At 55.4% G+C, this 11,158-nt stretch carries 12 protein-coding genes (1 of these 12 cut by a window edge); 5 read left to right on the top strand and 7 right to left on the bottom strand.

Translation table 11 applies throughout. The features are described 5' to 3' along the window. Window positions 1-66: 66 nt before the first annotated feature. The 3 genes from Q2B33_RS08510 to Q2B33_RS08520 form a co-directional block, all read right to left on the bottom strand. Complete coding sequence (locus tag Q2B33_RS08510) at window positions 67-564, bottom strand: hypothetical protein (RefSeq protein ID WP_300784375.1); 498 nt, start codon at window positions 562-564, stop codon at window positions 67-69. Between the two features lie 398 nt (window positions 565-962). Then, a complete protein-coding gene (locus tag Q2B33_RS08515) occupies window positions 963-2,411 on the bottom strand; it encodes a thiol-activated cytolysin family protein (protein ID WP_300784373.1) in 1,449 nt (482 codons plus the stop codon). A gap of 14 nt (window positions 2,412-2,425) precedes the next feature. Beyond that, window positions 2,426-3,085: a hypothetical protein gene (locus Q2B33_RS08520; protein WP_300784371.1), complete on the bottom strand. Its 660-nt coding sequence runs from the start codon at window positions 3,083-3,085 to the stop codon at window positions 2,426-2,428. A 199-nt stretch (window positions 3,086-3,284) separates the two neighbouring features. Between Q2B33_RS08520 and Q2B33_RS08525 the strand changes: the two genes are divergently transcribed. Continuing rightward, entirely contained in the window at window positions 3,285-4,010 is a 726-nt protein-coding gene (locus Q2B33_RS08525; RefSeq protein ID WP_300784369.1) for a LytTR family DNA-binding domain-containing protein, read from the top strand. After that, window positions 4,007-5,818 carry a GHKL domain-containing protein gene (locus Q2B33_RS08530; protein WP_300784368.1) on the top strand — a complete coding sequence of 604 codons (1,812 nt, stop codon included), beginning with the start codon at window positions 4,007-4,009 and terminating at the stop codon, window positions 5,816-5,818. The genes Q2B33_RS08525 and Q2B33_RS08530 overlap by 4 nt, the downstream gene beginning before the upstream one ends. Before the next feature lie 95 nt (window positions 5,819-5,913). On the opposite strand, the gene Q2B33_RS08535 is transcribed toward Q2B33_RS08530, so the two are convergent. Further along, window positions 5,914-6,525 (bottom strand): recombinase family protein, encoded by a 612-nt coding sequence (locus tag Q2B33_RS08535; protein WP_300791643.1) that lies wholly within the window; start codon window positions 6,523-6,525, stop codon window positions 5,914-5,916. A gap of 131 nt (window positions 6,526-6,656) precedes the next feature. On the opposite strand from Q2B33_RS08535, the gene Q2B33_RS08540 reads away from it, so the two are divergent. The 3 genes from Q2B33_RS08540 to Q2B33_RS08550 are packed head-to-tail and all read left to right on the top strand — an operon-like array spanning window position 6,657 to window position 7,788. Continuing rightward, window positions 6,657-6,965, top strand: coding sequence for a hypothetical protein (locus Q2B33_RS08540; protein WP_300784364.1), 309 nt, complete (start codon window positions 6,657-6,659; stop codon window positions 6,963-6,965). Further along, window positions 6,952-7,530: a hypothetical protein gene (locus Q2B33_RS08545; RefSeq protein ID WP_300784362.1), complete on the top strand. Its 579-nt coding sequence runs from the start codon at window positions 6,952-6,954 to the stop codon at window positions 7,528-7,530. The genes Q2B33_RS08540 and Q2B33_RS08545 overlap by 14 nt, the downstream gene beginning before the upstream one ends. 9 nt (window positions 7,531-7,539) lie before the next feature. Next, on the top strand, window positions 7,540-7,788 hold the full coding sequence (locus Q2B33_RS08550) for a helix-turn-helix domain-containing protein (protein ID WP_300784360.1): 249 nt from the start codon (window positions 7,540-7,542) through the stop codon (window positions 7,786-7,788). Window positions 7,789-7,961: 173 nt separating this feature from the next. Here Q2B33_RS08550 and Q2B33_RS08555 read toward each other — a convergent pair whose 3' ends face one another. The 3 genes in view from Q2B33_RS08555 to Q2B33_RS08565 are tightly spaced (at most 9 nt apart) and all read right to left on the bottom strand, a layout consistent with a single transcriptional unit that may run on beyond the window. Then, window positions 7,962-8,222: a helix-turn-helix domain-containing protein gene (locus Q2B33_RS08555; RefSeq protein WP_300784359.1), complete on the bottom strand. Its 261-nt coding sequence runs from the start codon at window positions 8,220-8,222 to the stop codon at window positions 7,962-7,964. Window positions 8,223-8,231: 9 nt separating this feature from the next. Beyond that, the gene (locus tag Q2B33_RS08560) at window positions 8,232-10,046 is read right to left on the bottom strand and encodes a VirD4-like conjugal transfer protein, CD1115 family (protein ID WP_300784357.1); all 1,815 of its coding nucleotides are present in this window, start codon (window positions 10,044-10,046) and stop codon (window positions 8,232-8,234) included. After that, window positions 10,031-11,158 carry the 3' portion of a DUF3991 and toprim domain-containing protein gene (locus Q2B33_RS08565; RefSeq protein ID WP_300913954.1) on the bottom strand. Its footprint extends 318 nt past the window's final position, so the window shows 1,128 of its 1,446 coding nt (coding positions 319-1,446); the start codon falls outside the window, past its right edge — the gene reads right to left on this strand; its stop codon occupies window positions 10,031-10,033. Before Q2B33_RS08565 ends, Q2B33_RS08560 begins: the two co-directional genes overlap by 16 nt.

An 11,158-nucleotide genomic window follows, 5' to 3' on the forward strand; every position in this document is an offset into this window, starting at 1 on the left:
GACTGGAGTTCAGACGTGTGCTCTTCCGATCTGCCAGCGCAATTATGACACTTAAAATTCTGCGTTTCATATAACTTCTCCCTCCTTGCACTCAACATATTGCTGGATTTGTTCTCTCAATTCCTTTATCCATAGCTGCTTTTTTAACAACAGTTCATCCATCACGGCATATATCTCATTCAGCCTTATGTTGTCTCCGATAAAAGGATCGGGGGTAAACATTACCGTACACTCATGGTCATCTGTCGGAGAAAAGAAAGACATCTGCGGCAGGTCAGCCAAAGTGTGGGCCTCTACTATTGCCAGATCCGCTGGGATACCGTTCTCATCCATCAGCATATCCTTAAGTTTTGTACTGGTATGCACACCATAAAACCGTATGTTTTCCTTGAACATCAGGTTTGCCAACAAAGTGGGCAGGCTGCCGCAGAGAACGACATAAAGTTTCCTGTCATCAAGGCGCATAGCCGTCCTTTGCTCCGGCGATACCGGATGCGGGATAAGTGGCGGCGATACAAAGACAGGAGTTTTCTGCCCTGTGTTCTGTTTTCCTTTATTTTTCATATATGTATCACTCCCTGTTTTGCATAAAGTAGACTCAAAACCACTCGCTTTTTTTATGCATTTTTCTGCTTATTTCTGCTATTTTGACTGCATTCCGGTTCTGAACGCTGTGGTTTTAAGTCTACTTTTAACCACTCGCCAAAAATTCCTTATATCTGGCCTTGACGATCAGTCAGCCCTGCCGAATTGCTGTTTTTCCTGCAGGGCAGATGATCCTGCGGGCTTGAAAATCTCCCGCACATGCCTATTTAGTCTATTTTATGAGTTTTTATCTTTTTTTCCAGTACCAAAAATGTACGGCTCTGTTCAAAACTCGTACTTGACAAATTGTGGTTTTAGTGATATGAAAAAATCTGCATCTCACCAGGTCGGCTGTGATGCAGATTTCTCTTTATGGCTTAATCTTCATAAGTGCAGGAACTCTTTTGCGATAAGGTCGTCCCCCATATTTTCACATGGATGTGGGGGCCTAACGCAAGATCCTTTTTATCCAGGGATGTCCTCCACGGCTCCCATGCCAGGCCTGTGGCGCCCTCCGCTTTTACGTTGATCCTCCGCACGTTCCCTCCCAGCGCTATCCTGGTGTCAAACGATGCCGTCTTATTCTTGCCGTTCTCAGGCCATGCCTTGGCAACTGTTGTTTCTTTTCCGTTCTCATCATATCCGGTTATTTCCTGCCAGGATACGGTAAACCTTGCCACATACGCGCCCTGATGCTCCAGCTCCAATTCTCCGGAGGAGAACCTTTCGATCTTCTCATCCACATACTGCGTAGTGCCGTTGATAACGGCCGGCTGGTTTTCTTTCAGGAACGCCACCCGGTAATTCAGAGGGATGCCCGGATTCTCTTTGCTGAACTGGGTATCGGAAAAAATGACTCCGTTCACCTTCCTGGCATTGTCCTCATTCATATCAAATCCGCTGAAGGACTCCGGGACGCTCCCGCCCATGATGACATAGCTGAATCTGGTGTTTTTATAGACATCCGAATACTTGTCGTTTCTCTCCGGCCCCACGTCCACGCCTTCGATGCTGACGGCGGCATTGATGGCTTCCTCAAAGAGATGTTCCTCACAGTCCGACTCAAAATTGATATAGATCTCCCTGCCGTACACCACGCTCCCCACGTAGGCGGGCGGATTGTCATTGTTTACCCCAAGTCTTACCAGATCATTCCAGGTGGTGTCATAGCTGAATGCGTCAGCAGGTTCAGCATAAGGATGCACCGATGCGGTATAATAAATCTGCTTATAGCTTACCAGATAATTGCTTTTCTTTTTCCCCGTGGTTCCGCCGGCATTCGCTCCCAAGCCGATCCCCAGGGCGTCTTCAAGAAATCCCACATCGCAGCCGAACTTGAGCTGCATCTCCTTTTCATCGTGGATCAGGGATGATGTGTATGTCATGATGGCAGGCGCATTGTAATCTTTTGAATAGTTGTCCAGCCATGTGTTCAGTATCTGGTTCAGTGCGCTTTTGACATTTGCGTAGGTCATACTGCTGAGGCCAACGGAGCCATCCTGTGCCAGACCGGGCAGATCTACGGACAGGACATTGCGCCCAGGCTGTGCGCCGAGGGCCTGGGGTTTTCCGTCCACCAGATAGGAATTGGCCAGCAGCAGAGCGCCCGGATAGATCAGCGCATTATTGCTGCAGGGTACGGCAAGGTCGATGGCCTTCTGTATATTCTGTACCTCTCTGGTGACCACAATGTATTCGGAATCCTCCATCTGTCCTTCCTTGGGTTTGACATTGGACACCGTGTTTCCCTCAAATGCCAGGATCTGCTTGGGATCATATTTCAGGGCCGCAATCTGACTGTTGATTATTTCTGCATTTTTGTTCATAATATTATAACCTCCTAAATTTTTTCGTGGGTCTCCAGCGGGCGCTGGGCGAGATAGTTATGCGGTATAATCATATAATCCAATTTAACTGCAAACGTGCGATTTCCCATCTTCATATATTCACTTGTTTTAATATGGTCATGACGCATGCATATAGGGACTATATATACCAGGCTTCCTATACTGATACTTCTTGCCAAATTTCCTTTGATTACATGCCCACCGCATATAATACATCCACGTTTAGACCGAGTTATATGTAGATTTGATTGATATTCTACCTGATTTCGAGTTTCATAAACCATTTCATCTGTACAACATTCGATGACCGGATTCTCATTGTTTACTCTTTTATATGTTTTTTCCCATAATTCAATCCAATTACGATATTCATGATTTGTATCTGGGTCTATGGGCTTTGAATCATAAGTTGAGCCTATCACGTTGCTAAAACTTACTCCTTGATCAATGTATTCCCAGCCTTTGTATGTCGACTCCAACGGCACTACAATACAGTCATCCCCATAATCGCCCCCTTTCTCATAAATATCATGCAACACCCATCCATCGCCTTCCCTTTTGTACACCAGACGGAACCGCTCCCTGTCCTCATCAGACAGTTTCAGCTTTTTCCCTTCTTCTGTAAAAGACAGGTCTTTCAAGTAATACGCCATATCTCTACCTCCGACTTATTTTGGGTTCCCATGTTCACCGTATCTCTACTCTACCACCTGCTGCGGCTCCTGTCAAGCCTGTATTTTTAATTTTATTCTTTTTATGTACGGTGGCATAATCCGTTCAAAACTCGTACTTGACAAATTGACATTTCTGTGTTTTTACCCTATACTGTTCAAAAACAGGGAGGGATTTCGCATGGAGGAATTAAAGCTCGCGCTCTGCGAGGACGATAAAGAGGAGCAGGAACGGCTGATATGTCTGGCCCAGGCGGGACAGGTTCCGGTCAGTGTCACCGCCTTTGAAAACGGTGAAGCGTTCCTTAAGGATTACCAGCCAGGGCGGTTTGATATGGTGCTCATGGATATCTATATGGGCGGGATCTCCGGGGTGGAGACCGTGCGGCGGCTGCGGGAACAGGAGCCGGACCTGCCAGTGGCCTTTGTCACCTCCAGCCAGGACCACGCCCTGGACGGCTACCGCCTGAAAGTGGCGAAATATATCGAGAAGCCGGTAACACAGGAGGACATGGACGGCGCCATCGCCCTTGCGGCGCAGTGGCGTGAACAGGCGGCCGTGGAGGTGATCCTGCAGGGGAAAAAGCTGTCGCTGCCAGTAAACCGCCTTGTCTTTGTGGAACAGCGGGCGCATTATCTGCTGTTCTGGTTCGAGGGAGGCGGGACCAGACAGGCAAAGGGCAGGCTGGACGAGCTGGAGCCCCAGCTTGCCGGGTTTCCTTTCTTCCGCAGCCATAAGAGCTACCTGGCAAGCCTCGCCCATGTAGCGGACATCGACCAGGAACTGCTTATGTTCCGCATGAAGGACGGGCAGGGCGTCTATATCCGGCGGGACCGCCTGAAAAGGGCGAGGGAGGCCTGGGAGGACTGGCTGTTCGCCCAGGTCAGAAAGGGGGCCTGGTCATGAGGGTACATAAAATACAGCGGGCTGTCATGACGGCCCTGTCCCTGCTCTTTCTGGCGCTCGTCACGCTGCTGCTGGGCGCAGCGCTCCTGTTCCGTCCGGAAGTGGACCCGCGTGACGGCGTAGAGACTGTTTCTGACTGGAGCATGGACGGGGAAGACATCCGGCTGCCCCGGTCCTTTTCCCGCCTTTCCCCCCGCACCCCGCTGACGCTGACTGCCAGAATCTGTCCGGAGCCGGGGGATTACCTGTATATCAAGGCTGTCTACACACCCGTGAGGCTTTACGCGGACGGACATCTGATATTTGAATACGGACAGGACGGGGACTTCCCGGCATTCCTGCTGGACCCGCCCACAAAGACGGCGCTGGTGCCCCTGCCGGAGACCGGCCCGGAAGTAACGCTCACACTGGAATACCTTTCCCCCTCACAGAGGGACGTAGCCACGCTCCACCCCGTCCTGCTGGGGAGTCCGGCCCAGATTACGGCAAGGCTGTTCACGGAAATGGGGTTCTCCCTGTTCTTTTCCGTGTTCCTTCTGGTGCTGGGGATGATCATGGCCCTGGTCTCCCTGATCTTCCTCCGCTTCGGCAGCTCTGGGACAGCTTTTTTCTGGCTGGGGCTGTTCTCCCTGTGTACCGGCGCATGGTCCTTTGGGGAATGCAACCTGACAGGACTGCTCATAGATAACCCGCCCCTCCTGTACCTGCTGGCCTTTCTGGGGCTGTTCACCCTTGCCATCCCGCTTCTGCGCTTTGCCCTGGTAGTGTTGCGCCCACACGCCCGGCCACTGCTTGAGACGCTGTGCTCCCTTATGGTACTCTGCGTCTGCGGGGCGGCAGCACTGCAGCTTTTTGGCATTGTATCCCTGTCGAGGAGCATGTACCTGTTCCATGTCCTGACGCCCGCCTGTCTCTGCGCCCTTGCCGGGACTGCCCTGTGGGAGGGCATACGCTTCCGGAACCGGATGGCGCGCAGGCTCCTTCTGCCCATGGCGGTCCTGGCCCTTTCCGCCCTGCTGGAAGTAGCGAACTACTATCTGTTCCGGCTGAATGTGCAAAAATCCTTTTTCGTCCAGGCCGGCGTCCTGGTCTTTGTGGTGCTGGTCAGCATCCAGTGCGGGCACTTCATGGCCGAGACGCTGGAGCTGCTGGAAGAGAACTACAGGCTGGAAAAGGAGCTGTCCCTCCTGGAAAGGCAGGCCAGGATGCAGGAGGAGCACTACCGCCGGATCACGGAAGCCGCCCTGCAGGAAAAACAGCAGCGCCACGATTTCCGGCATCACACTGCCGTCCTGCGCGGGCTGCTGGAAAAGGGGGAGGCACACGCGGCGTCAGCCTACCTGGATGCCCTGACCGCACCGTCCTCATGGGAAAGCCTCCCATCCGTCTGCCGGAATGAGACCGTCAACGCAGTGGCGCTCCACTATCTGGACATGGCGGCCCGGTCCGGCATCACGGACTGCTCCATCCGGCTGGAGATCCCGGAGGATACCGGCAGCGTTCCTGCCCATGCGCTCTGCGTTGTGGTCGGGAATCTGCTGGAGAACGCGGTGGAGGCCTGCGCCGGGGCGGACGCGCCCTTTATCCGTATGCGCGGCAGGCTGGCGGACGGCTTGCTCACCATTGTCATGGATAACCGGTACGCCGGCATCAGCAGGACACCGGAGGGCGGTTTCCTCTCCGGGAAACCGGGCGGCGGCATCGGGCTTTTGTCTGTCCGCTCCATTGCGGAAAAGTACGGCGGCGGGTGCCGTTTTGAGGCGGCGGACAGCGTATTCTCATCCTCCGTATATCTGCGGCTTTCCTGAAGCGCAATGAACCGTCTGCCCGGCAGGGACAATGCGCTGTCAGCTCTCCCCCACGTCTTAGGTCGTTCCTGATTGTCTGTGGGGCTGCGTCAGGCTCAGTCCAGGGCGATTCCCGCCTCCCGCAGCTTGCGGTACAACACGGAGATCTCCATGCCGCAATGGTCTGCCATCTGTTTTCCCGTGATCTCCCCGCTGCGCCAGCGGGCAAACCATATCTCAAAGTCCTCCGGCAGTTCTTTCTTCTTCCGGCCGAACCGAACACCGCGGGCTTTGGCGGACGCAATGCCCTCCGCCTGGCGCTGGCGGATGTTTTCCCGCTCCAGCTGGGCCGCAAAGGAAAGCACCTGCAGGGTCAGGTCAGCGATAAAGGTCCCCAGCAGGTCTTTGCCATAGGTAGTATCCAAAAGGGGCATATCCATCACCCGGATGTCCGCCTGCCGCTCCTTCGTAATCATGCGCCACTGCTCTATGATCTCCTGGTAGTCCCGGCCCAGGCGGTCGATGGACTTGACACAGAGCAGGTCGCCGGGCCTTAAGCGTTTTACCAGCCGCTTCCAGGCCGGGCGGTCAAAATCTTTCCCGCTCTGCCTATCGATGTACAGGTTCCGTTCCGGAATCCCAAGCGGAGCCAGCGCGTCCAGCTGGCGGTCAGTGTTCTGGTCTTTTGCGGATACACGGATGTATCCGCAAATCTGTTGTTCCCTCATGATCGTTCCTCCATACGGTTTTCTTTTGATTGTATGGGAAAAAGAGGGGTTCCGGCATTTCCACTTTGTAGTTGCGTTTCTCCGGGTTCAGAGTTAACATACACCAACCACGAGAAAAGGAGGCGTTCTTTATGGACAAACAATCTACATTGTACCAGCTGATGGGCATGCGCATGAATGGCGTCATGAACGGGATCACACAGCGGGACGAGGATTACCAGGCACTGCTCCGGGCGGTTGATGAATACTCGGATAAGCTGGAGGCGCTGCATCTCCCGGCGGAGGCCATGAAACTGGTCGACCGCTATGTGAGCGGATACAACGCCATCGGGAGCCGCTACGGGATGCTGGCATACCTGCTGGGATTTTCCGACTGCCGGGAGCTGCTCTTAGATCCGGCACAACCTGGAAAGGAGGCTCTGACAGATGGACTCTTATAACCTTTCCTACACCCTCGATCCTGAACAGTGCAAAACCCTTTCCGGCCTTGCCAGACGGTGCAGGGACATCAACGGCTGGGGGCCACAGGAGCTGCTCCAGTATGCCGCCACTGCCAATTCACAGGCGGAGATAGACTTGAAACTGGATTTTTTGCAGGATGCGGTCGCACATCTGGAAATTGTACACAACTCACAGGCGGAAAAAGACGCCGTGCGCATCACGGAGGAGGAACGGGCTGTCTGCCGCAGGGTTGCCGATGCCTTTGCGGAAATGTACAGCCTGGACCTCATGGTGCTGGATGCCGGGCAGTACGGCTTTGTGAAACTGCAGTATTACAAACACCCTTTTGGTTTTGACGAGACCGGCATCTTCACCTCCGGCAGGGACCTGTTTGACGACCTATGGGGTGAATGGTATTCCCTGCGGCTCCTTGTGCTCACGAAAGGCACTCCCCTGGCTGAACTGGACTACCAGGACATGTTCCGCTGTCTGCCGGAAAATCAGCAGAAAGAGATCCTGGGCAAACGGGAGTATTTCCTTGTGCGGTCCGGGATCACCCTCTGAGGGCGCCTTATGAACAAAGCGGAACGGATCAGGCAGGGCGGCTCCCCCATCATCGGCTATAACATCCGCCGCCTGCGGGAACAGAAACGCCTGCGGAACATGGACCTGGTAGCAAAGCTGCAGCTGGAGGGCATCCCCATCAGCACCAGCTCCCTCAGCAAGATCGAACAGGGGGCCTGCAACCCTACCACCGCACAGCTGGTTGCCCTCCGGGAAATATTGGGGTGCGATTACAGCGACTTCTTCAGTCCCTGCTGAGTCCATCCCCTGCCCTGGTTTTTCAATCTCCCCGGCTGTCCTGTAACTGCATATTCTTTCTCTGCCGGTAAAATATTTCTTAGGGTGATACCTTCACCGCTTGTGTCATCATGGCATATCCCTTATGCCGTCAGGAGGGCGCACTTCCCCCCTGGCGGCATTCCTTTTTTATTTCAGCCGCCTTTCAGGGTAAAAAGCAGGCTGCTTCGCCCGCCGTTCTCCCGCCAGCGCTGTTCTTTTGTGACAAGCCCTGCCCGCACCAGGTCGTCAATGGCCCTCTCCACCGTCCTGCGCGAAAGCTGCAGCTCTTTCGCAACCGTGTTGATGGCAGGGTAGCACTGCCCCTCTTTGTTGCTGCGGTCCTTCAGGTACATATACACCGCCTTTGCCCGGTGCGGCAGCTCCTGGGAATAGATCTCCGTAAAATATCCCATAGGCGCCCCCTAATCTGTCCGCAGCGGCATGCGCCTGGGCAGGCGTGAGTGCTCTCTCTCTTGGAGTACAGGCGTATGGCCCTGGCCGCCCGTCCGGGCTGCGCTTGGCGGCAGGGGCGGCTCCCCAGGTTCCCCATCCTCCATTTCCTCATCCTCACGGCGGCGCAGGATCTCCTGTTCCAGTTCAAAGCGATCCGCATAGAATACCTCCCTTGCCGCCCTCTCCGGCACTTCATAAGCCGCCCCGAATACGATCCCCCACTTTAAGAACAGGGGGAGCTTTGTCTGCATGGGGCAGCACCCGGTCTTTGCAAGGATAAAGTGCCCTTTGGGGAGCGTCTTTAATTCATCCGGGGACATCAACGGCCGGCCCATCATCTGCAGGCTCTGGCTGGGGTCGTTCTTCCCCCTGGAGATGGAGCCGGACAACACTGTCCTGTTCCCCAGGGCTTTGGAGAGGATGTCAGCGCTCTCCGAGTTGGGTGCAAAGCCGCCGAACAGGATGTCCTGGCAGTTGTCGGTGATGATGCTGGAGCCTTCCTTCCCGTAGTTCTTCTGCAGCTGCGCAAAGCTCTGGATGATGGGCACCATGCTGATCCGTCTGGAACGGCCTGCGGAGAACATCATCTCCATGGACTCGATCTTTGGTATGGTTCCGATCTCGTCCGCAAACACCATGACCCGGTTCGGTAGCTTTCCCCCATGCTCATCCGCTATGGAGAGCATCTCCCGGTAGAGCTGCTGGAGAAATAAGGATACCATGAAGTATTTTGTGTTATCTTCCTCCGGCAGCACGATGAAGATGGCCGCCTTGCTGGTACAGAAAGTTTCCGTGTCCAGGGTGCTGTCAAAGCACAGGATCTGCTCCATCTCACTGTCCAGGAATGCGTTCAGACGGCTCATGGCGGTGGAAAGCACCGAGGCCATGGCCTGTTCCGCGCTGTTTAATGCCGCCCCTGCAAACCACCTGGCCTTGTGTTCGGCGGGCAGCTTATCCATCAGGAGCTGGAACAGGTTCCGGTTCTTTACGGGGGACGGCGCCATCAGGTCCTGGAGCAGCTTGAACACGGAGACGATGTGGCGCTTCTGGGGCGGGCAGTATTCCGCAATCAGCAGGATCACCGATGCCAAAAGCCCCTCCGCCGCATCATAAAAGAATGCGTTCTGCCCGTAGCTGCTGGCCTGCGCGCCGTCCGAGCAGATGATGGTCTTTGCCGTGATCTTGGCATACTTCTCCGCCCTGGCCTTGGCCGCCAGGTTCCCTGCGTCCGCAAGGTATTCATCCATGTATTTGTTCACCATGGTCAGGATGTTTCCGCCGTCCGAGCGGGTGGGGTTGCGCAGGTCAAGGATGGATACCCGGTAGCCGTAGTGATCCTTTGCAATCCCCGCATAGTTGCGGAACAGGTCGCCCTTGGTGTCCGTGGTCACAAAGCTCATTCCGGACGCACAGGCGTATTCGATGTTGGGGTATAGAAAGTTGGCGGTCTTGCCCACGCCTGCGGCGCCGATCATCAGGCAGTGGATGTCCCCCTCGTCCACCAATGCGGTGATGCCTGCCCCATGTTTTTTGTACCCGACCACCAGCCCCTGTGCCGCAGGCAGGTTCTCGCCCCTGCGCCATTTCTCCGGCTCGTAGGGGACATGGGCATAGGTCTCCCGGATCTCCTTTTCCGTGGCGAACCGCGCCGTGCCGTGCTGGCCGTCCCCTACGGTCCGTGACTTGATCCCGTTTAAGGTGTAATAATGGGACAGCAGGGAAATTCCGCCGATGACGGCGAACATCCCCGCACCCATCAGTATCAGCATTACGACTGGCTGCATATCTGTGCCATCCCTCCTTCCTGTTTCTGGGCCTGCAGCTTTCCAGCCACAAAAATATGGGCCCTGATGCATTCCATCGTCAGGCCCACACATTTTTTGACCAGCGTTTCCTTTTCCTCATCCGTTCCCGGCCCCGTTCCTGCAAAACACGCCATCACGCTTTCAAAGGCATCCTGCATGTCTGTAAGCCGGGATTTCAGGTTCCCCCTGTCCTTATGGGGCCTGTACCTGCTGCACAGGTTGTCGATGATCTGCCCCGGCGCAGCCTCCCGTCCAAGCTCCCTGCCGCATTTCTCCATGATCCTGACAGCGATCCCCGCCAGGAGCAGGCCGTCCCCGTCAAAGGCATCCTCCAGCTGTTCCGGGCCGGTGCCCTTCTGCAGCGTCTGGTAGATCCCGTAGTGGTACCGTTTCAGGGATTCCGCGGTGGCATGCCTGGGATCGATGCTTTCTGCCACTTCCTTAATCGTCCCGCACCACGCCCTGCACTCCGCTATCCCCGGATGTTCCTTTGCCGGGATCGGCTCCATCCCGTTCTGCGCTTTCAGATCCTCGTTCCAGTCCTTGTTGACGGGCTGCAGCATTCTCACGCAGACATCCGGCCGCTGCTCCTTTACGGCGTCCGCCAGCCGGTAGCTGTTCTCTATGCCTGCGGGGTCATGGTCCAGGCAGAGGACCACCGTGCCGGCCTGGGGGCTGTCCTTTAACGCCTGGAGCATGGCGTGTGCCGATATGCCGTTTAACGCCACATAGCTGTTCTCCTGCCAGCCTTTTTGGTGCAGCGTGATAAAGGACAGCATGTCGATGGGAGCCTCAAACACATAGATAGTGTTCCCTTTCCCCAGATGCCGGAAGCTGTACCTGGGGTCGCTGCCGTCCACGTTGCCCTTGAACGCATCCCCCTTTGTATGGCTCCCCCGCTTATGGGCATGGCGGGCGGTTCCCTCCGCGTCATACCCCACAAACACCACGTTGTGGTACTTTGCGTCCTCATAGATCATCTTTTTTCTGGCAAAAACGGAGACCACCTCCCGGTCCAGGCAGCGGCTTTTTGTCAGGTAGGCATAGGCCCGCCGCATATCCCCATTCGCTTCCGGCAGCGCAAAGGGCTT

The sequence above is a fragment of the uncultured Acetatifactor sp. genome, from assembly GCF_948601915.1.
Taxonomy (GTDB): Bacteria; Bacillota; Clostridia; order Lachnospirales; family Lachnospiraceae; genus Acetatifactor.

Bases quoted from the DNA above. Each gene is read 5' to 3' on its own strand.
- Q2B33_RS08530 (WP_300784368.1), top strand. From the start codon at position 4,007: ATGAGGGTACATAAAATACAGCGGGCTGTCATGACGGCCCTGTCCCTG.
- Q2B33_RS08515 (WP_300784373.1), bottom strand. From the start codon at position 2,411: ATGAACAAAAATGCAGAAATAATCAACAGTCAGATTGCGGCCCTGAAA.
- Q2B33_RS08545 (WP_300784362.1), top strand. From the start codon at position 6,952: ATGGACTCTTATAACCTTTCCTACACCCTCGATCCTGAACAGTGCAAA.
- Q2B33_RS08535 (WP_300791643.1), bottom strand. From the start codon at position 6,525: ATGAGGGAACAACAGATTTGCGGATACATCCGTGTATCCGCAAAAGAC.
- Q2B33_RS08520 (WP_300784371.1), bottom strand. From the start codon at position 3,085: ATGGCGTATTACTTGAAAGACCTGTCTTTTACAGAAGAAGGGAAAAAG.
- Q2B33_RS08555 (WP_300784359.1), bottom strand. From the start codon at position 8,222: ATGGGATATTTTACGGAGATCTATTCCCAGGAGCTGCCGCACCGGGCA.
- Q2B33_RS08540 (WP_300784364.1), top strand. From the start codon at position 6,657: ATGGACAAACAATCTACATTGTACCAGCTGATGGGCATGCGCATGAAT.
- Q2B33_RS08550 (WP_300784360.1), top strand. From the start codon at position 7,540: ATGAACAAAGCGGAACGGATCAGGCAGGGCGGCTCCCCCATCATCGGC.
- Q2B33_RS08525 (WP_300784369.1), top strand. From the start codon at position 3,285: ATGGAGGAATTAAAGCTCGCGCTCTGCGAGGACGATAAAGAGGAGCAG.
- Q2B33_RS08510 (WP_300784375.1), bottom strand. From the start codon at position 564: ATGAAAAATAAAGGAAAACAGAACACAGGGCAGAAAACTCCTGTCTTT.
- Q2B33_RS08560 (WP_300784357.1), bottom strand. From the start codon at position 10,046: ATGCAGCCAGTCGTAATGCTGATACTGATGGGTGCGGGGATGTTCGCC.